Origin of the sequence: Sphingomonas sanguinis, from assembly GCF_019297835.1 — a bacterium.
Classification (GTDB): Bacteria; Pseudomonadota; Alphaproteobacteria; order Sphingomonadales; family Sphingomonadaceae; genus Sphingomonas; species Sphingomonas sanguinis_D.
The window spans coordinates 2,121,393-2,141,862 of record NZ_CP079203.1; the positions used below are offsets into that span (position 1 = coordinate 2,121,393).

The 20,470-nt window shown below is 66.2% G+C and carries 11 protein-coding genes; 5 read left to right on the forward strand and 6 right to left on the reverse strand.

All coding sequences use genetic code 11. The features are described 5' to 3' along the window. Positions 1-45: 45 nt before the first annotated feature. From KV697_RS09875 to KV697_RS09900, 6 genes are all read right to left on the reverse strand, one after another. The gene (locus tag KV697_RS09875) at positions 46-1,308 is read right to left on the reverse strand and encodes an MFS transporter (protein WP_219021116.1); all 1,263 of its coding nucleotides are present in this window, start codon (positions 1,306-1,308) and stop codon (positions 46-48) included. A 240-nt stretch (positions 1,309-1,548) separates the two neighbouring features. Continuing rightward, positions 1,549-2,934, reverse strand: coding sequence for a glycoside hydrolase family 43 protein (locus KV697_RS09880; protein ID WP_257575813.1), 1,386 nt, complete (start codon positions 2,932-2,934; stop codon positions 1,549-1,551). Between the two features lie 178 nt (positions 2,935-3,112). Beyond that, positions 3,113-5,851 (reverse strand): TonB-dependent receptor, encoded by a 2,739-nt coding sequence (locus KV697_RS09885; RefSeq protein ID WP_219021117.1) that lies wholly within the window; start codon positions 5,849-5,851, stop codon positions 3,113-3,115. A gap of 85 nt (positions 5,852-5,936) precedes the next feature. After that, positions 5,937-8,525, reverse strand: coding sequence for a cellulosome protein (locus KV697_RS09890; protein WP_219021118.1), 2,589 nt, complete (start codon positions 8,523-8,525; stop codon positions 5,937-5,939). A 20-nt stretch (positions 8,526-8,545) separates the two neighbouring features. Continuing rightward, the gene (locus tag KV697_RS09895) at positions 8,546-9,934 is read right to left on the reverse strand and encodes an MFS transporter (protein WP_219021119.1); all 1,389 of its coding nucleotides are present in this window, start codon (positions 9,932-9,934) and stop codon (positions 8,546-8,548) included. 44 nt (positions 9,935-9,978) lie between these two features. After that, a complete protein-coding gene (locus KV697_RS09900) occupies positions 9,979-12,027 on the reverse strand; it encodes a glycoside hydrolase family 31 protein (RefSeq protein WP_219021120.1) in 2,049 nt (682 codons plus the stop codon). A 151-nt stretch (positions 12,028-12,178) separates the two neighbouring features. Here KV697_RS09900 and KV697_RS09905 point away from each other — a divergent pair, with 151 nt between their 5' ends. From KV697_RS09905 to KV697_RS09925, 5 genes are all read left to right on the forward strand, one after another. Then, the gene (locus tag KV697_RS09905) at positions 12,179-13,204 is read left to right on the forward strand and encodes a substrate-binding domain-containing protein (RefSeq protein ID WP_219021121.1); all 1,026 of its coding nucleotides are present in this window, start codon (positions 12,179-12,181) and stop codon (positions 13,202-13,204) included. A gap of 159 nt (positions 13,205-13,363) precedes the next feature. Next, a complete protein-coding gene (locus tag KV697_RS09910) occupies positions 13,364-15,763 on the forward strand; it encodes a TonB-dependent receptor plug domain-containing protein (RefSeq protein WP_219021122.1) in 2,400 nt (799 codons plus the stop codon). Continuing rightward, positions 15,763-17,052, forward strand: a complete 1,290-nt coding sequence (locus KV697_RS09915; protein ID WP_219021123.1) for an aminotransferase class V-fold PLP-dependent enzyme — start codon at positions 15,763-15,765, stop codon at positions 17,050-17,052. The genes KV697_RS09910 and KV697_RS09915 overlap by 1 nt, the downstream gene beginning before the upstream one ends. A gap of 70 nt (positions 17,053-17,122) precedes the next feature. Further along, entirely contained in the window at positions 17,123-17,911 is a 789-nt protein-coding gene (locus tag KV697_RS09920) for a DUF1206 domain-containing protein (RefSeq protein ID WP_219018042.1), read from the forward strand. A 129-nt stretch (positions 17,912-18,040) separates the two neighbouring features. Continuing rightward, positions 18,041-20,305 (forward strand): glycosyltransferase family 32 protein, encoded by a 2,265-nt coding sequence (locus KV697_RS09925; protein ID WP_219018043.1) that lies wholly within the window; start codon positions 18,041-18,043, stop codon positions 20,303-20,305. The last annotated feature ends 165 nt before the right edge of the window (positions 20,306-20,470 follow it).

A 20,470-nucleotide genomic window follows, 5' to 3' on the forward strand; every position in this document is an offset into this window, starting at 1 on the left:
GGACGCTAGCCTGCCGCCCTGCTCCCGACAAGCGGCACGTACCGCTCAGCCCGGCGTGACCGGTCCCATGGGGCGCGCCTGCTCCGTTTCGGCGAGCGGGCGGACGCGGAACAGCAGGATGCCGCCCACCAGCGCCAACCCGCCCAGCACTAAGCAGAACGCCACGACGCCCGGCCATCCGGCGCGCGTCCAGGCGATGCCGCCCGCCGAGCCGAGCACGCTCGACCCCATATAATAGAAGAACAGATACCAGGCCGCCGCCTGCCCACGCGCGGCGCCTCCGCGTCGCCCGACCCAGGCGCTGGCGATCGAATGCGCCCCGAAAAAGCCGATCGTGACCACCGCGATCCCCAACACCACCGGCCAGAGCGGCCGGGCGGCGGTGAGGGCGACGCCCGTCATCGTCAGCGCCACGGGCATCCAGAATATCCGGCGACGCCCGACCCGGCCCGCCAGCTTACCGAACAGGCTCGAGCTGATCGACCCCAATATGTAGAGCAGGAACACCGCGCCCACCATCGCTTGGCTCAGGCCGTAAGGAGGACCGAGCAGATGGAACCCGGCATAGTTGAAGATGGTGACGAAGATTCCCATCAGCAGGAACCCTTCGGCATAGAGCAGCCGCAGGCCGGGATCGCGGAACAGCACCGCCGCCCCGCGCGGCAGGGCGAGCCAGTCCGCCTCGCTAGCCACGAAGCGGCGTGACGGGGGCGCGAGACGCCGGAACGCCTCCGCCATGACGAGGCCGCTCACGCCGACCGCCGCCAGCGCCCAGCGCCAGTCGGCGAACGCGGCCACCATGCTGGCGACCAGCCGCCCGCCCATGCCGCCCAATCCGCTGCCCGCGATATACAGCCCCATGGCGGCACCGATCGACCGCGCATCCACCTCCTCGGCGACATAGGCCATCGCCACCGCCGGAACCCCCGCCAGCGCCAGCCCCGCCAGGAAACGCAGGGCCAACAGCGCGTGCCAGCCCGGCACCACCGCCGCCGCCAGGGTCAGCGCGGCGGCGATCATCATCGCCGCGACCATCAGCGATCGCCGCCCCACCCGATCCGACACCGCCCCCGCCACCAATATGCCGAATGCCATCGGCCCGGTGGCCAGCGACACCGCCAGCGACGACGCCTCCGCGCTGATCCGGTAATGCGCCGCCAGCAACGGCAGCAGCGGCTGGACCGCATAGAGCGTCGAGAAGGTCGAGAAACCGGCGAACAGCATCGCCCAGGTCAGGCGGCGATAACCCGGCGTTCCGGACACCAATGCCTCGGTTAGGGCGTCGTCGCGGCCCGTCTGGTCATGCATCGGCGGCTCCCATCGCGCGGCGTCAACCACCCAAGGGCGCCGAGGCTCCCCGCGATCGATACGGCCAGGCCCTTAACAGGGCCTTTCCGTCCGGACACGGCGCTCCTGGAGTCCGATCCAGCAGAGCTGGATCGTCGCGGCACCGGCCCACTCCCCCACCCGACCGCCCACAGCGTATCCTGAATGGGCGGTCGGGTGGGGGAGTGGGCTGGTGCCGCTTCCACGTCAGTGGATCAAAACCTAGCGCCGGCGAAACTGCCAGCGGTCGAAGTCGAACAGGCTGTCGCCGTCGCCTTGGAAGACGAGGAACAAGTCGTGGACGCCGTTCGCCCCGGTCACCGCCGTCGTCTGCGTCACCCAATCCGCGCCTTCGCCGCCGGTCAGGGCCAGCGTGCCGATCTGCGGGCCATCGACCCGGTCGAGATGGAGCGTGATCGTCGGGCGGCCGCGCACCCGCGCCACACTGGCGGCGAAGCCAGCCGCCCCGCGTCCGAAGTCGACGCCGCCGATCTTGATATAACTGCGATCGGCGATGCGGGTGACATGGACGCGCCCGTCCGCGCCGCTCGTGGTCGTGACGCCCGGGGCCCAGCGATAGGGCCGGTCGCGGTCGCGCCCGATGCGCGAGGTCCAGGCGATCGTCTCCGCCTCCACCCAGCGATAGGGATCGAGGGGTGCGATCTGCGCCACGCCCGCGTCATTCCACCAGGGCAGGCGCGGAATGGTGCCGTCCGGGTTGTAGCGGAACTCCCGCAAAGTCACCGAGCGGCGCTCGTGATGGATCGGCGTCGTCGCGAAGTTCAGCTCGTAGTGAAAGCCGAACAGATAGGAGTGGCCCTTATAGTCGATGATGCCGGGATGGTTGCCGGTCGAGGCGGCATTGGGATCCATGATCGGGCCCTTATGCACCCAGGGGCCGGTCGCCCGGTCGCTCATCGCATAGCCGATCCCCTCGGGGCAGCAGCTGGAGGCATAGGCCATATAGTAATGGGGCCCGCGCTTGTAGAACCAGGGGCCTTCCTGATAGTCGATCGGCTTGGCGACCTTCACGACCTCGCCGGAATAGCTGGTCATGTCGCGGTTGAGCTTGACGTACCAGAGGTCGGGATTGCCCCAGTAGAGATAGGCTTGGCCGTCATCGTCGACCGCGACCGTGGGATCGATCGCGCCGAACCGCGCGGCGATCAGCGGCTTGCCCAGCGTGTCGCGGAACGGTCCCTCCGGCCGGTCTGCCACCGCGACCCCGATGGCGGTATCGGGGTTCCCCGCCACACGGACAGGTGCGTAGAGATAGAATTTGCCGTCGCGCGCGATCACCTGCGGCGCCCAGGCGCCATTGTCCTGCTGCGCCCAGGCAAAGGTCTTGAGCGAGGCGGGCGAGCCCCGGTCGGTCCAGTTGACCATGTCGGTCGAACTGTAGAGCCGCCAGTCAAGCATCCTGAAGCCGGTCGCGTCGTCCTCGTCATGACCGGTATAGAGATAGACGATGCCGTCATGCACCAAAGGCGCGGGGTCGGCGGTGAAGCGCGTCTGGACGATTGGATTGTCCGCGCCCACGCTCATGGGTGCCAGCGCCGTGGCCAAGCCGACCACCATGCCCAGAACCGACCGCCATCCTTGTTTCATGCCGCTCCCCCTTTTCTAATCCTATTCCTCCCCTCGCAGGGGAGGTGGCAGGCCGAAGGCCTGACGGAGGGGTGTCCCGGCTGGCGAGGGTGGATTTCTCTCGCGGCCGGGGACACCCCTCCACCATGCTTCGCATGGTCCCCCTCCCCTTGCAGGGGAGGATTTCCTGCGTGATCCTTTAGAACCGGAAGCGCACACCCGCCGAGAACAGGCTCGCCTCCCAACGGATGTCACGCGGATAGCGTGGGTCCTTCACATAGCTGTGATAGGGCGTCTGCAACAAATTGGTCGCGTCCACCGTCAGCGTGACATTGTCGTTTACATTATAGCTGGCGGACAGGTCGAGCCGCCCGACACCGCCAGAATAGACGGTGGTGAAGACACCCGGCGCGCCGAACCCGTCGACGTTCGAGCTGCGGTAATTATAGGCCAGCCGAACGCTCGTCGGCCCCAGCTCGTACAGGCCGATCACGTTGAAGCTGTATTTGGACACGCCGGGCAGGGTGTTGCGCCCGCCGGTGAAGTTGGCGGCCGAGGGCAGCACCTGCTCGCCGTCGATATAGGTGAAGTTGGCCTGTGCGCCGAACCCGCGCAGCGCGCCGGGCAGGAAATCGAAGAAGGTGGTGCCCGCTACCTCGATGCCCTTGATCGTGCCCGACCCGGCATTGGACGGGCGATAGACCAGAATGTCGCCGAACGGCGCGACGTTCACGATCTGCGGCAGCGAATTGATGAAGCCGTTGATCTTGCGATAGAAACCGGCGACCGACACCGATCCGGTGCGCGAGAAATAATATTCCAGCGACGCGTCGTAATTGTCCGACCGGATCGGTTGCAGGTTCGGGTTGCCGCCATTGCCGGTGTAGGAGATGTTGCCACCGACGGTCCCCTGCGAGACGGTCAGCGTCGGGTTGATCTGGTTGAAACCGGGCCGCGACAGCGCCTGGGTGCGCGACAGGCGCAGCTTCAGCTGGTCGGTGAAGTGCAGCTGCGCGCTGATATTGGGCAGGATGTCGGTATATTGGGTCGAGGAGTCGATCGGGACCAACACGGTGCCGCCCGTAGCGGTCGGCAGCTGGTTGGTGCCGTTCAGCCGGTTGCGCGTCAGGATCACGCGCGCGCCGATCGCGCCGTCGACGGGAATACCGATGTTGAACGCGTAATTGACCTGCGCATAGGCGGTATAGACCTGCTCGCGCGCCTTGAAGGCATTGAGCGGGTTGAGATTGGGCAGTTCGGGCGCCCACGCCGACTGTGTTCCGGCATCGGCCCCGGCCCGGACCAGCGCCTGACGGATATAGTCGCGCACATCGTTCAGCCGGTCGTTGAACAGGAAGGCGTTGGGCGCGTACCAGCTGCGGAACTGCTGCACATCGTCGCCCCAGAAGCCCGGCCGGATGATCCCGCCCTGCGAGACGGTCGGCACCTTGTCGATCGTGTCCTTCAGGCTGACCAGCGAGGCATAACGGTCGCCATAGACCGAACTGGCGCTGCGATCGCCGTAGCGCAGACCGAACTGGAATTTGGGGAATAGCGACGAGTCGGTGTCGAGCACCACATTGCCTTGCCACTGCCACTGGTCGCCCATCGACCGGCTGCGATTCTCGATCAGGCCGCGCATATAGAAGCTGTTGGGATTGGCGAAGTCGACTCCGCTCGGCGTGAAATTGACGCTGCCCTGATCGTTCAGCTTCACCGCCAGCGACAGCGGCGTCGCCACCTGGGTTTGGAACTGGCCCCAGTTATTGTTCGAGGTCGACTTGGTATAGGCCAGATCGGTGGTGAAGACCGCATTGCCCGTTTCCCACTTCGCGCCCAGCGCGCCCTGATAGGTGTCGGTACGGCTGGTGCCGAACTCCTTGGACGGCCCGTTGACCAGCCCCAGGTCCACGTCGAACGACTGGAGCGTCGTGCCGTCCTGCGTCAGCACCGCATTGCGGATCGTCGGCGGATTGCCGCCATTGGGGTTGGACTGGATCGGGATGCCGAAAAAGTCGTTGGCGTTGCGGTTGCGATAACCCTGATACAGGCCATCCAGATAGATCATCAGATTGTCGGCGGGCTTCCACTGGATCGAGCCGTTGACCGAGGGACGCTGGCGGGTGCCGCGACCGTAGAACAGGCCGATATCCTGCGGGAAGGTGAAGCTGCGGCCGACCGAGGCGGGCAGGATCTGCTGGTTCGCCGGAACATTGTCCTGAAAGCCCTGATAGCGGACCGAGTTCAGGTAACGCGTCTGGGTGAAGGACGCGTTGATAAGCGCGCCGATCTCACCAATCCCGGTCTGCCAGCGGTCGCTGACGAGCAGGCTGCCGATCGGGTCCACTTTCCGCGATTCCGAATTATAGACGCCGCGCGCCGCACCCGCGAGCTGGAAGCCCTTGAAGTCAAAGGGACGGCGCAGGCCGACATCGATCAGGCCCGCGATACCGCCCTCCAAATTCTCCGCGGTCGTCGCCTTGTAGACCTCGACCCGCGACAGTGCCTGGGCGGGAAAGTCCTGGATCGACACCGAGCGGCCATCGGCGGTGAAGATCTCGCGCCCCTGCACCGTCGTCTGGACGTTGGGCAGACCGCGGATCAGCACGCCGTTCGCCTCGTCGGCATAGCGCGTCACCTGTACGCCGGTGACGCGGGCAATCGCCTCGGCCGCGTTGTTGTCGGGGAACTTGCCGATATCCTCGGCGACCAGCGCGTCGACGATCGCATCCGAGTTGCGCTTGATGTTCTGCGCGCTGCTCAGACTCTGGCGGATGCCGGTGACCACGATGTCGGCGCTGCTCGCCCCGTTCGGATCGGCGGGGGCAGGCACATCGGCAGGCGGCGGCGCGTCCTGCGCCTGAGCGGGCGCGGCCGTGGCGAACGCCATCATCGTCGAAACCGAGGCGAGCAGCGTGCCGATCTTATGCTGTTTCATGAGAACCCCTCCTTGTTTTTTTCAGAAACGTTTACGGTCGATGGTTGCAAAAGGCCCGAGGCGGCCCGCTCTTGCGAGTCTGCGTTCAGGGCAGCGGCGTGATGGCGATCCGGTCGATATTGGGAGCATAGGCCGAGCGGAGCTGGACGCCCGGCCAGGTCTGCGACGCATAGCTGCGGCCATCCCAATTGGGCTGTTCCTCACCGGCGATGCGGATGGTGTTGGCGCCTGCCTTCAGGACCACGGGCACCGTCATTTCCCACCAGTTGTTGGCGTTGAAGCTGTGCGGTGCGCTGACCAGCATTGCCTTGCCGCCGTTCACCGAGATGCGCGCGATCCGGGCGAGCGGGTCGGGATTGTAATGCGTCGCCTTGGCCTGTTCCTCGTTTGAGAAGCGCAGGGTCAGCGCGTAGCTGCCCGCGCGCGGCACCGTCACCCTAGGGAAGGTCAGCGTGTTGCCATTCCCCGGCGCGCCGCCGATGGCGAACACCGCCCAGCCGCCGCTCGCGCGCGAAGCCGTGCCGATCCGCGCGGTCCCGGCGACCTGGGCATCCTCCGCCTCATAGACATGCGGCGCGGGGCCGTTCTCGGGCGTCACCGACAGGCCGCGAATGGCCGACGATCTCGTGCTGGTCAGCACCACCTTGTTGATTCCGCCGAGCAGGAAGGCGCGGCCCTTCGTCTCACGGCCGTTGACCGCCATACGCACCGCGCCGCCGCTGACCTCGGGGTTCAGCCGCACCAGTCCATCCTTTGCGGCATAGACCCAGAAGGTCGCACGGCCGCCCTTCACCACCGCGTCGGCCACGTCATAGCGCGCGGCGGTCACGGTGGGATCGGCAGCGGTCAGGGTGATACGATCGACCATCGCATTGCCCTGCGTCCGGCGCGTGCCGTCGAGGCTGCGGGTGGCGAGCGTCAGGACATGGCGGCCGCGCGTCAGATGGACGACCGTGTCGACATGATCGAGCACGGCAGGCTTGTAGCCCAACGGAAGGAACAGCTCGCCCTGCGGCTTGCCGTCGATGCGCAGGAAGACATTGGTCGCCCCCTGCGGCTCGACCAGCGGATCCTTGTTGAAGCTGTTGGCGAGGACGCTCAGGTCGTAGCGGCCGTCGCGCGGCACATCGACCGCAAAGTCGAGTGCGGCGTCGGTGCCGGTCTTGAACCCCTCGACCAGATAGCCGTTCGAGACATGGAAGCGGTCGACGTGATCGGGTGAGCCTTCCGGTCCGCGCACGATCAGGCCCTGCCCTTGGCGGGTTGCCTTTTCCGCCTCGTAATCCTGCCGCCAGCGGGGGGCGACGGCGGCGGGGCGTACGTCCTGTCCGGGGGACAGGACCAGCTCATAGGCCGCTTCCTCGCGCAGGGCGGGCCAACCATCGCGGCCGAAGGTCAGGTCGATCTGCCCGTCCTTTACCGGCACTACGCGGTCGCCGACCGCCACCGGTGGCGGCGAGTCACCCAGCTGCCCGGTCCAGTCGATCTCGCGCACGCGGATGCGTACCGTATGGCCGAAGCTGGCGGGCACATGGGTCAGCGCGATGGTCGCATCGCCCGACTTGCCGCCGAACAGCAGGCGCATCTGGCCGCGCGCGGGATCGAGCGTTGCCACGCCTTGCAAGGTATAGCTCTGGTCGGGATGCGGCGGGGTGACGGCCAGGGTGTGGCCGCTCATCGTCGCATAGGCGTTGAGCAGCCACCATTGCCCGTTGCCGCGATTGGCCTGGACGGCGGAGTCGCTCAAATTCCCGTCGATATTCCAATAGGCGATGTCGGCATCGACCTTGGAATCCTCGATCGCCGCCACCCACTGCACCATCTGGCCGGGGACCGAGGTGTGGTAGTTATAGGCATATTCGTTGATGTTCACCGGCAGGTGGCGGCCCTGCCACTTGGTCCCGGCGAACAGCCTGTCCTCCCATTCGCGGTACTTGCGCACGCTGGTCCGCACCGCCGCCGGGTTGCTGAGTTCGTGCCATGTCACGATGTCGGGCATGGTGTCGGCCGCGATGGCGTGGCGCAGGAACCCCTCGACCTCCGGATAGAGGATGCTGGTGTTCGGCCCCGCGATCCGCGCACCGGGCAGTTCCCGGCGGATCATCCGCACCGCCCGGTCCCAGGCGTCGTTGAACGCGGTCGGGTCCTTCTGCCACCGCACATTGTTGCAGCTCTTGGGCCCTTCGGCGAACATGTTGCCGTCGGGCTCGTTGAAGGGGACGAAGACGATCCGGTCGCGGTAGCGCGGCGCCATGTCCTTCACCTGTCGCACCTGCGCGCGCAGCTTTTCGATATAGTTGGTCACCGACTGCGCACAGTCCCCGGTCTTCCAGTCATAGGGAAATTCGCGGTTGATGTCGGTCATGTAGATGTACGTGTCGCCGCCCGACGCGTCGGTCAGCAGCGTCGACACCTCCAGCGCATCGGCACCGGGATGCTGCGGCCCGTCCTGCGCCTTGGTCGAAACGGTCCGCAGCCCGATGCCCTCGACCAGATTGGGATGCGGCAGCCGCGCATCGTACAGGCCATAAAGCGTACCCGACGCGCCGCCGTGAAAGGCGCCGGTGTCGCTGGCGAGGTCGACCGTCATCCGCTCCTGCGCCAGCGCGGGCATGGCTACCGAGCCGAGCAGCGCGGCGAGAAGGATCGGGGCGGAGCGAAGGGTCTGGGCCATCAGGGGTTCCGGGATAAGGGTCATACGGCGCGCGCGGCGGTCATGCGCGCGATCGTGTCGCGGTTCAGGATCAGGCGGGAAATCGCAAAGGCCAGCGCCAGGTGCATCAGGCCGGGGATGATCGTCGACAACAGGCGGATGCCGGTCAGCGACAGCGGCGTCTGGTTGCCCGCCCCCGCCTTGTACGACACAGCGACCAGCACCCCGCTGATCAGCGCACCCGCCACCGCCCAGGCCAGCTTCACGAAGAACTGGTTGAACGCAAAGCTCATGCCCGAGGAGCGCATCCCCAGCTTCCACTCGCCATATTGGTCGGCCAGCTGGATCAGGGTGAAGTGCAGCGGCAGGGTGCAACCCAAGACGACACAGCACAGCCCGACCAGCACCAGCCACAGCGTCGGATAGTCGCCAGGCACGAAAAAGGCGGCGAAGTGTCCGGCGACCAGGATCAGATTCACCCATATATAGATGCTGCGCACGTCGTAGCGCCGGGTAAAGGCCTGCACCACGATCGAACCCAGAAAGCCCCCGGCGGTCGCCGTGCCGAAGAACAGCGCCTGATAGGTCGCATCGCCCTTCAAGACATAGGTGATGAAGTAGAGCGCCGCGCCGCCCTTGGTATTGAAGATCGCGATCAGCAGCAGCGTCATCAGGAAGGTCCAGCGCAGCTGGTCGTTCTTCAACGTGTTGGCGATGGCGGTCTTCAACGGCACGTCGGCGGTGTCGGCGGCGACCACCCGCTCGCGCACGAACAGGAAGCAGATCAGGAACATGACGACTGCGGCGGCACTCAGGATCGCGACCCCGTCGCGGTAACCGCGCGCGATGTCCGCGCCCCCCAGATGGCGCACCAGGATCGGCAGTCCGACCGAGACGCAGAAGGACGCGATCGCCACCATCGCGAAGCGCACCGACTGGCACGACACGCCTTCGCGCTCGCTGTCGGTCATCCGGGTGATGAGCGCGCAGTACGGCACGTTGTTGAGCGAATAGGACAGCGCGAGCAGGAAATAGGTGATCGCGGCATAGGCGACCTTGCCGTCATAGCTGAAATCGGGTGCCTGAAAGGTCAGGAAGCAACTCAAGCCCACCGGAATCGCGGTCCACAGCAGATAGGGGCGGAACCGTCCCCAGCGGGTCGAAGTGCGGTCGGCCATGATCCCGATCAGCGGATCGGAGACGGCATCGAAGATGCGCAGCGACAGGAACAGCACGCCGACAATGCCCGGCGCCAGTCCGAAGACATCGGTATAATAGAAGGTCAGGAAATTGGCGATCAGCCCCGTGACGATCGTCCCGCCCGCGTCACCGAAGCCATAGCAGATCTTTTCGACGAACGGGATGCGGGCGACCTGCGCGTCGCCGCGCGGCCTCCCTTCCCTGTCCCCGGCCTGTGCCGCTGTCGCCATGTCCTTCTCCCTTATCCCCGGACCCGCCTTGTTGACGGTGTCGTTCAGTCGTTTGCGTCGAAAGCCCGCGCCACCCCGGCCCCGTCACGGATGAAGACCGGAATTCGCTCGACCGGCGCATGGCAGGCCACGTCACCGCCACCCTCGACCCTCTCACCCGTCCAGGCATCGCGCCAGATGCCCTCGGGCAGATAGACGCTCCGCTCGCTGACGCCCGCCTCGGTCACGGGCGCGACCAGCAGGTCGGGTCCGAACATATACTGGTCGTCCACCGCCCAAGCGCGCGGGTCGGCGGGATAGTCGTAGAACATGGGCCGCATCAACGGATCGCCCCGCTCATGCGCCGCCTGCATCAGCTCCGCGACATAGGGCCGCAGCCGTTCGCGCAAGGCGGCATAGCGGCGCAGCACCGCAAAGACCGTCTCGCCAAAGCTCCACAATTCATTGCCCGCGCCCGTGTCGCATTGCGCCACGCCGTCGCGGAACGGCTCGGCCGGAGGGGTCACGGGGTCGCGGTGGCCGTGCATCCGCAGGACGGGCGTGAACACCGCCCATTGGAACCAGCGGATCATCAGTTCGTGAAAGGCCGGGTCCTCGACATGGCCGCCATGAAAGCCGCCGATATCGGTCGTCCACCACGGGATGCCCGCCATCCCCATGTTCAGCCCCGCGCTCAGCTGGTTGCGCATCGCCTCGAACGAGGAATGGATATCGCCCGACCAGACCAGCGCGCCGTAACGCTGGCTGCCCGCCCAGGCGCAGCGGATCAGGCTGACGATCTCGCTTTCGCCGTCCGCCGCCAGGCCATCGTAAAAGGCCTGGGCGTAATGCAGCGGATAGGCGTTGCCGACCTCCAGCACGCTGCCGCTGTGATAACGATAATTGTCGAAATCATAGGCGCTGTATTCGGGCTCCGCCTCGTCCAGCCAGAACAGCGCAACGCCCTTGTCGCGATAATTGCGCTTCGCCCGGTCCCACAGAAAGCCGCGCGCGCCGGGATGGGTGACGTCGATGAAGCGGGTATTGCCGAGAAATTCCTGCTGCACGTCCAGCCCCCGCGCGGATCGCACCAGATAGCCCTTCTCGACCATCTCCGGATAATTTTCCGAACGATGGTCGACCGTCGGCCAGATCGAGACGAGCAACTCGGTGCCCATCGCCTTCAGCTCGGCGGTCATCGCGGCGGGATCGGGCCATTCGCGTTCGTCGAACCGCCAGTCGCCCTGTACCGGCCAGTGGAAGAAATCGGCGACGATCACCGCCAGCGGGATACCGCGCGCATGATAGTCGCGCGCCACCGCGAGCAGTTCGTCCTGGGTGCGGTAGCGCAGCTTACTCTGCCACAGCCCCAGCGCATAGTCAGGCATCATCGGCACCGTACCCGTCACCTGCGCATAGTTGCGCACGATGTCGGCGGGGGTGTCGCCCGCGGTGATCCAGTAATCGATCTCGCGCGCGGCCTCGGCGGTCCAGGTCGCGCCATTGGCGGCGAAATGCACCGCGCCGATGGCGGGCATGTTCCACAACAGGCCATAGCCATGGCTCGATACGACGAAGGGCACGCTGGCCTGCGAATTGCGCTGCGCCAGTTCCAGCGTGCATCCGGCGAGGTCGAGATTGGGCTGCTGATACTGGCCCATGCCGTATAGTCGCTCGCCGGTCTTCGCCTCGAAGCGGACGGTGATGCGCGCGGTGTCGCCGGTCAGCGGCTTGAACTCGCGCCCCGCCAGCCCCAGCGCGCTGATCGTGCGCACCTCCTCGGTGCCGACCGTCCAGAATTTGCTGATCGTGTCGCGCTGCCGCCACTTTTCCTCCAGCAGCAGCTCTCCGTCCGCATTCAGGAAACGGACGCGCCCCTGCAGGTCGACTTCGGCGGTGATCCGGCCTTGCGTGATCCGCGCGGTCGCCCCGTCGCGAGTAACGATCGGATCGGCGCCCACACCATCGTCCAGCAACGCCCCGGCCCGTGCCCCGGCGTCGGGAAAGGGCGATGCGCGCAGCCGCAACCCATCCGGCCCATGCGCCTCGATCCGCAACCAGACCCCGTTATAGCGCCACGCGATCGCGCGGGTTTCCAGAACAAGCGTGTCCAAAACGACAAGGTCCTCTCATCGCCATTCTTCGATGGCCGTAAACGTTTACGGGTTTTCGACCGATTGGCCGCGTCTGTCAATGATCTTGTTTGCGGTTCCCCCGCGCAGGGGGGGACTTGTGCGAAACCGCTTGCGCCGCGATCACGGGCGCATGGACATACGCGAACTTGCGCATCACCTGGGGCTGTCGATCGGCACGGTGTCGCGCGCGCTCAACGATCGTAAGGACGTCAGCCCGGCGACCCGCAAGCGGGTGGTCGAGGCGGCGGCCAAGCATGGCTATATCCCCAACCAGTCGGGACGGACGCTGCGCAGCGGGCGGACGGGGACGGTCGGCTTCATGCTGACGCTGGAACATGACAGCGCGATCCATGGCGACCCCTTCTTCATGGCGCTGCTCGAGGGGCTGCAGAACGGTCTGAGCGAGCATGACCTCGACCTCGTCGTCCTGCTGGCGCGGAAAGGCGAGGACGCGCTGACCTTCCTGCGGCGCCATGTCTCACGCGGCACGGTCGATGGCTGGGTGCTGTCGGGCACGCAGCATGACGATCCGCGCATCCCCTTCCTGCTCGACCGCAACATCCCCTTCGTCGCGCTGGGCCGCACCGCGATCGCACGCGACTATGCCTGGATCGACCTGGATTTCGAGGGTGTCATGGCCGATGCGATGACGCTGCTGACCGAGGCGGGGCATCGCCGTATCGGACTGGTCGCGCCGCCCGCGACGATCAACAACAGCCATATCGTGGTCGAGCGCTATCGCGACGCGCTGACGCGCGCGGACATCCCCTTCGACCCCGCCCTCGTCCATCACGGAGAGACCGACGAAAGCGACGGCGAGGCGACGGCCAGCGAGCTGATGGCGCTGCCCGACCGCCCGACCGCGCTGCTACTGATGGGCGAGACCGCGCCGGTCGGCGCCTATCGCGCGCTCCGCCGCCTGGGCCTGGAGCCGGGGCGCGACGTCGCGGTGATCGGCCTGCGCGACAATCCCGCCTGCCGCGCGCTGTCGCCCGACCTGACCTGCTTTTCGCTAGAGCTGGGCGACCTGGGGCTGGCCTTGGCGCAGGGACTGGTCGCGATGCTGCCCGGCCAGTCCGACCGGACGGGGCCATCGGTTCAGACGCTGTGGCGCATGTCGCTGCGCCTGGGGCAGAGCCATCTGGCACGGGGCTGAAACGAAGTCGCGCGGTGCGTCGTGCCAGCCCGATGTGACGCGAAACGGTCACGGCTCTGACCCGATGGCGACGCAGAAGCTCCATGGCGGTGCAACAAACCTGCCCTAGCGCGCAGCCCACAGGCGCCGAAAGAGCCGCCTTCCAGGGAAAGCCGCTTCATGAAATTCGCAACCGCCAGCGCCGTTGTCGCGCTGCATCTTCTATTCGTGCCCGCCGTTTCGGCACAGGCCGTCGCGCCCCAGGCCGATCCGCAGGCCAGCCAGACGACGCCCGATGCCGCAGGTGGCGACGATGTCGTCGTGACCGGCACGCGCGAGCGCGGCCGCACGCAATTTGATACGCTGGCACCGGTCGACGTGCTGCCCGAAAGCCTGGTGCGCTCCGCCGTCTCGGGCGATCTCAACAATGCGCTGGCGCAGCTGTTGCCGTCGTTCAACGTGCAGCGCCTGCCCGCCGCCGACGGACAGGCCTTCGTGCGCCCGGCGACGTTGCGCGGCCTTTCCGCCGACCAGACGCTCGTCCTCGTCAACGGCAAGCGCTATCATCGCTCGGCGCTGCTCGGCACGCGTGGCGCGCAGGCCCCCGACCTCGCCAGCATCCCCAGCCTGGCGATCAAGCGGATCGAGGTGCTGCGCGACGGTGCGTCCGCCCAATATGGCTCCGACGCGATCGCGGGCGTCATCAACATCATTCTCGATGACCAGCCGGGGATGGAGGCGTACGGCCAGTTCAGCCAATATTATGCCGGTGACGGCAACAACTACCAGTCGGGCGCGCGCGGCGGCATCGCGCTCGACGACAAGGGTGCGATCGTCTTCACCGGGCAGTTCGAACATGGCGAGGCGACGTCGCGCACCCGCCAGCGCCCCGACGCCCTCGCCTTCCAGGCGGCGAACCCCACTCTCGCCGTTCCCAACCCCGTACAGCGCTGGGGCCAGCCCGACGAAGAGCGGGTGCGCGGCGCGGTCGACATGCATTACGACCTGGCCGACGCCGCCACGGTCTATGCCTTCGGCACCGTGCAGCAGGGCGAAGGGGTCACCGACTTCAACTGGCGTAATCCCAGCAACACCGGCAGCGTCTATAACGCCAGCAGCGCCTTTCCGGGGTTCAGCTTCCGCAGCCTTTACCCGGCTGGTTTCACCCCGCGCTTCGGCACGCAATTCGCCGATCTGCAACTCGTCAGCGGCCTGCGCGGCAACCTGTCGGACGCGCTGAGCTACGACCTCAGCGCGTCGGCGGGGCGCAGCCGCATCGACTATACCATCGACCAGACCCTCAACGCCTCGCTCGGCCCGGCCAGCCCGACCAGCTTCTATCTGGGTCGCCTGACGCAGCGCGAGACCAACTTCAACGCCGATTTCGTCTATCGCCTGCCCGTCGGCGGGGTCGAGCCGCTCAACATCGCCTTTGGCGGCGAACGGCGGATCGAGCGCTATGCAGTCGGCACCGGCGATCCCGCCTCCTATGCGATCGGTGCGGGCGCCGCGACCGGCCTTGCCCCCAATTCGAATGGCTTCCCCGGCTTCGGCCCGCAACAGGCGGGCCATTTCCAGCAGACGAGCAATGCCGGTTATGTCGACTTGGCCTGGCATCCGATCACGATGCTGACGCTCGGCGCGGCGGGCCGCTACGAGGATTTTTCCAGCTTCGGCGACAAGTTCACCTATAAATTCTCCGGCCGGGTCGAGCCGGTCGAATGGCTGGCGCTACGGGGCACCTATTCCACCGGCTTCCGCGCGCCGACCCCGGCCCAGCTCAATACGCGGCTGGTGAGCCAGGGCCTCGACACCCGTACGCTCCAGGTCTTCAACCAGGGCCGTCTGGCCCCCACCGACCCGCTCGCGGTGGCGCTCGGCGCCAAGCCGCTACGCCCCGAAACCTCGCGCAACATCAGCGCGGGCCTCGTCGCGCAGACGCATATCGGGCTGGGCGCGACGGTCGACCTCTATCAGATCGACGTCGACGACCGCTTCAGCCAGTCGGCGACCATCCCCATTCCGGCGGGCTTCGCCAATCCCAACCGCTTCACCTCGATCAGCTATTTCACCAACGACTTCAACACCCGCACGCGCGGCGTTGATGTCGTGGTCAGCTATGCCCGCAATCTGGGCGACGGTCGGGCCAGCGCGACATTGGCCTATAATTACAACCGCACCACCGTCCGCAGCGGGACGAGCGCGGCGATCGCCAACGACACGCAGCGCCGCATCTTCCAGGAACGCCTGCCCCAGCACAATGCGACCGGCACACTGGGCTACGACATCGGCGCCATCGGCGTGATGCTGCGCGGCCGCTATTACGGGCCGTGGACCGACGTGACGGGCAATGCGACCGGCGAGCTGTTCCAGCGCTTCGGCGGGATCGCGCTGTTCGACGCGTCGCTCACCTATCGCATGACGCCGAACATCTCGATCCGCGGCGGGGCCGAGAATGTCTTCGGCACCTATCCGGCCGAGGCGACCAACCAAGCCAATCGCGGCCTGATCTATTCGCGCAACGCCCCCTACGATACCGATGGCGGCCGCTATTATGTCCGGTTGGGGTTGAGCTTCTGATGATCGATCGGCGCGCGCTATTGGCGGGCGGGATGGCCGCCACCCTGCCCCTGCCCGCGCGCGCCGGTGGTCCGGCCCGCCCCGCCCCGGATGACGAGGCATTCTGGGCGAGCGTGGCGGCGGACTATGACGTACCGCAGGACGTCATCCAGCTCGAAAACGGCAATTGGGGCGCCATGCCCCGCCCGGTGCGCGCCGCGTACGAGCAAATGGTCGCGCGCGTGAACCGCGACACCAGCTATTATGCCCGGCGTGGGATGCTTGCCGACCTTCACGCCGCCCGCGCCGCCGTCGCGGCCGAACTCGGGGTGCCGGCGGACGAGATCGCCTTCACCCGCAACGCGACCGAGGCACTCAAGGCCCTGATCCTCGGCTACAACCGCCTGTCGCCAGGCGATGCGATCCTCTATGCCGACCTCGATTATGACAGCATGCAGGCGTGCATGGAGAGCCTAGCGAAACGTCGCGGCGTCCACGTCCGCCGCATCGCGCTGCCCGAGCCAGCCACCCGCGCCAGCCTGATCGACGCCTATGCCCAGGTGATGGCCGACGAACCTCGGCTGAAGCTGATCCTCCTCACCCATATGAGCCATCGCACCGGGCTGGTCATCCCGGTCCGCGAAATCGCCGCGATGGCGCGTGCGCGGGGTATCGACGTCATCGTCGACGCCGCGCACAGCTGGCAGCAGCTCGACTTCGCGCTGCCCGATCTGGATTGCGATTTCGTCGGCCTGAACGGTCACAAATGGCTCGGCGCGCCGCTTGGCGTGGGGTTCCTCCATATCCGCAAAAGCGCGCTCACCCGGATCGATCGCGACCCGGCCGAAGACGCTGGCGGTCCCGACACCGTCATGGCGCGCGTCCACACCGGCACGCTCGATTACGCGTCCTGGCTCACCGTGCCCGCCGCGCTCGCCTTTCAGCACCGGATCGATCGGGCCGCACGCGCCGCCCGGCTGCGCGCGCTTCGCGATCGCTGGGTCCGGCGGGCGCAGACCATCCCCGGCCTCGACATCCTGACCCCGGACGATCCCGCCATGCACGGCGCAATCACGTCGTTCCGGTTCCGGGGCGTGGATAGCGCGGAGGCGAATGCCGCCATCGCGCAACGCCTGCTCGACCAGCATCGCATCTTCACCGTTCATCGGACCGGCGTCGCCAAGGGCGCCTGCGTCCGCGTGACGCCCGCCCTGTTCACCCCGGCGACCGCCATGGACCGGCTGGCCGACGCGCTGCGCGATCTCTCCGCGAGCCTGTCGCCATCGCCCGGAGGATCGGGGCCGGCCTAATCGGGATCGGTCATTCTCCTGCTGGAACGAGATGGCTTAGTTCTTGTTTTGCCGAGGTAAGGGAGAACATATGAACGCCAACGCGCGCCTCACGACCTTGACCCGGATCGGCTTCGCGACGCGGGGGCTGCTCTACATCGTCATCGCCCTGCTCATCCTGCGAACCGGCAGGGCGGAAGACCCGAGCGGCGCGATCGCCTATCTCGGCCGGGGCGGCGGTCAGGTGCTGCTGGCGATCATCGCCGCCGGACTGACGGCGTACGGCATATGGCGCCTGGCGGATGCGGCCCTGGATATCGAGCGTCACGGCACCGATCGCAAAGGCATGATGGAGCGGGTCGGGGCGGGCGTCAGCGGCGCCATTCACCTCCTGCTCGCATCCCAGTCCGTCCAGTTGATGCGCGGCGCGGCGCTCTCGGGCGACGGCACCCAGGAAAGCGCGCGCACCGCCATGCAGATGCCGGGCGGCTGGGCGCTGGTCCTGGTCGGGGCGGCGGTGATGGTCGTGCTTGCTGTGGTCCAGCTTGCAAAGGCCGTGAAAGGCTCGTTCCTGCGCTATCTCGCGCCATCGGTCGCGAGACAATCCTGGGTGCGGTGGAGCGGGCGCGCAGGCTATGCGGCGCGCGGCCTCGTTTTCCTCATCAGCGGCTATCTTCTGGCCAAGGCCGGGATCGCGGAGCAGGCGAGCCAGGCGGGCGGCATGGCGCGCGTCCTGTCCTGGCTGACCAACCCGTTCGATATCATCGTCGGCGCCGGGCTCCTTGCCTTCGGCCTCTTCAGCCTGGTCGAGGCCCGCTATCGGCAGCTGCATGACGTGCCGGTGGACGAAGCCATCCAGCGTGCGACCGGCTGGCGTTAGGCCATCGGGGAGCGCCCCCTGCCCTCACATCACCACCGTCTCGACGCGCCGATCGCGATAACGCATTATTAAACACGCCTGTTTACCATCCGGCCAACATCTCCGACCAAGCCAGAAGGTAACGCCGCTATGATCCCCAAGCGTTTGCACGTCATCTGGGTCGGCGACGAATCCAAGCGACCGGACAATTGCATCGACACCTGGCGCACGATGCACCCGGACTGGGAGTTCCGGCTGTGGGGCAATGACGACTTCGCCGCCACCCAATGGGTCAACCAGGCCCATATGGACGCGATGTGGGGACGCGAGTTGAACGGCGTCGCCGACATGATGCGCTGGGAAATCCTGTATCACCATGGCGGCGTGCTGGTCGATGCCGACAGCATCTGCGTCCGCCCGCTGGACGATCACCTCCTAGAATGCGAGGCCTTTGCCAGTTGGGAAAGCGAGGTGGCGCGTCCCGGCCTGATCGCGGCGGGCTATTTCGGAGCCGAGGTCGAAAATCCGTTCGTCGGACAGATCATCAAGGACATCGCCGCCGAGGCCAGTGTCATCGACCGGATGGCATGGCAGAGTGTCGGGCCGCAGCGCGTGACCGATGCCTATCGCGCCTATGGCTATAATCGGATGCGCATCTATCCCAGCCATTATTTCATTCCCGAGCATTTCACTGGCATCGCTTATGACGGCCCCGATCCCATCTATGCGCACCAGCTCTGGGGATCGACGCGCGGTGCCTATGATGTCATCCACCAACACGCGCTCGTCAGCACCAAGGCGTCCGCTGCTGCTCCTGCTCCCGTCATGCAGCCGGTTGCCCCCTTGGCGGAACAGGACCCCGATCTGGAGCATGGCCTGTTTCACCGTGTCTGGTTCGGCGACACGCCGATCCCGTCGCATTACGAGGCCTATTGGGAGGCATGGCAACGGCAATTCCCGGACGCGCGCTTCATCACCTGGACCGATGCCGATCTGCCGACGCTGACCATCTCGCGCGAGAAGATCGAGTCCGTCTCGGTCATGCCGATGCGCGCCGATATCGCGCGCTATGAAATCCTTTATCGCTTCGGCGGCATTTGCCTCGACTGCGACGTCATGCCGTATCAGCATTTCGATGTCGCCGAGATGTCCCGCATGTTGACCGTCTGCAACGAGGACGCCTCCACCGATTATTGCTCGATCGGCTTCATCGGCGCGCCGAAGGGGCACGCGATCTTTCGCGAATTGCTCGACCATATCATGAGCCACGACCTGGACGAGACACGTACCAACGTGTCGACCGGACCATGGCTGTTCGGCGCATTCCTGAAGCGGCACGCGCATCGTCGGCTCGGCACCGAGGCATTCTACCCCTATCTCTATGACCAGCCGCTGGCCTCGGTACGCCACCGGACATTGGAAGGCACCTTGGGCATCCACATCTGGGGCGGCTCATGGCTGCCCGCGCAGGTCCGCAAGGACAAGGCGATGGACCTGCTCCGCAAGGGTGATCTGGAAGAACCCGCCGCCATTCTGGCGGGGTATGACGATGAATGGTCGCAGGATATCGGTGTCTTGATCGCCGGGATGCGGGAGAACCGCACCAACAGCGTCGCCATCGCATCGGTGCTGAACTCCAATATGTCGATCGACGCGGAGGACCATATGGCGTTCGAGTTCGCCAAGGTCGTCGCCTGGCTGCTCGATCAGGACGCCGACCGGATGGTGTGGCAGATCGGCGCGGCCGACGGGATGCTGGTCGATCCGCTCCGCCCGGTGATGATCAACTATGATCCGCCCGCCGTCCTGCTGGAGCCGAACCCGTATATGTTCGCGGCGCTGGAGCGGGGCTATCGCAAGAACCGCAACGCGATGCTGCTGCCCTTCGCCTATGGGATCGAGGGCGGGGAACTCGTCCTCAACGCGATCAATCCGGGCAAGGTGACCGAACTGGGCCTGCCGCGCTGGGTGATCGGCCTGTCCTCGATCTACGACGACAAGAACGCGATCGGCGGCAAGACGGTCGACGAGGCGACGAAGCTGCAGATCCAGTCGTGCATCGAAAAGATCGCGGTGCCGGTCGTCACCTATCAGGACGTACTGGCCAAGACCGGCGGACGCGCGGCGGACATCCTCGTCGTCGATGCCGAGGGCATGGACAAGGCGATCATCCTCGACATCCTCGCCCGTGGCGCGCTGCCGATGGTCATCCATTTCGAAATCCAGTGCCTCGAAGCCGAGGAGCAGCACGCGCTGCTCACGGCGCTGGAGAGCGACTATGTGATCCTGCGCTTCGGTAACGACATGACCGCCTACCGCTCCGACGTGATCGCGGAATATGCGCGGACGCTGTATATCGAGCATGGCATGCCGACGATCTACCGCAACGGCCTGAGGATGCTGAACGGGCTGTAACCTGCGAACGGTCCGGTGCGGGCGGATGCCGAACGGACCGTGCCGCTCGACGGTCGCAACGGCGCCTTTGCGTAATGCTAATCGTTACAGAATTGTCATCAAACAACCATGCAGCCGTAAACTTCGACGATTAGCGCTCCCCCCACGACGACGAACGACTCGATG

Coding starts and splice junctions, on each gene's coding strand:
- KV697_RS09875 (WP_219021116.1), bottom strand. CDS start 1,308: ATGCATGACCAGACGGGCCGCGACGACGCCCTAACCGAGGCATTGGTG.
- KV697_RS09880 (WP_257575813.1), bottom strand. CDS start 2,934: ATGAAACAAGGATGGCGGTCGGTTCTGGGCATGGTGGTCGGCTTGGCC.
- KV697_RS09885 (WP_219021117.1), bottom strand. CDS start 5,851: ATGAAACAGCATAAGATCGGCACGCTGCTCGCCTCGGTTTCGACGATG.
- KV697_RS09890 (WP_219021118.1), bottom strand. CDS start 8,525: ATGGCCCAGACCCTTCGCTCCGCCCCGATCCTTCTCGCCGCGCTGCTC.
- KV697_RS09895 (WP_219021119.1), bottom strand. CDS start 9,934: ATGGCGACAGCGGCACAGGCCGGGGACAGGGAAGGGAGGCCGCGCGGC.
- KV697_RS09905 (WP_219021121.1), top strand. CDS start 12,179: ATGGACATACGCGAACTTGCGCATCACCTGGGGCTGTCGATCGGCACG.
- KV697_RS09910 (WP_219021122.1), top strand. CDS start 13,364: ATGAAATTCGCAACCGCCAGCGCCGTTGTCGCGCTGCATCTTCTATTC.
- KV697_RS09915 (WP_219021123.1), top strand. CDS start 15,763: ATGATCGATCGGCGCGCGCTATTGGCGGGCGGGATGGCCGCCACCCTG.
- KV697_RS09920 (WP_219018042.1), top strand. CDS start 17,123: ATGAACGCCAACGCGCGCCTCACGACCTTGACCCGGATCGGCTTCGCG.
- KV697_RS09925 (WP_219018043.1), top strand. CDS start 18,041: ATGATCCCCAAGCGTTTGCACGTCATCTGGGTCGGCGACGAATCCAAG.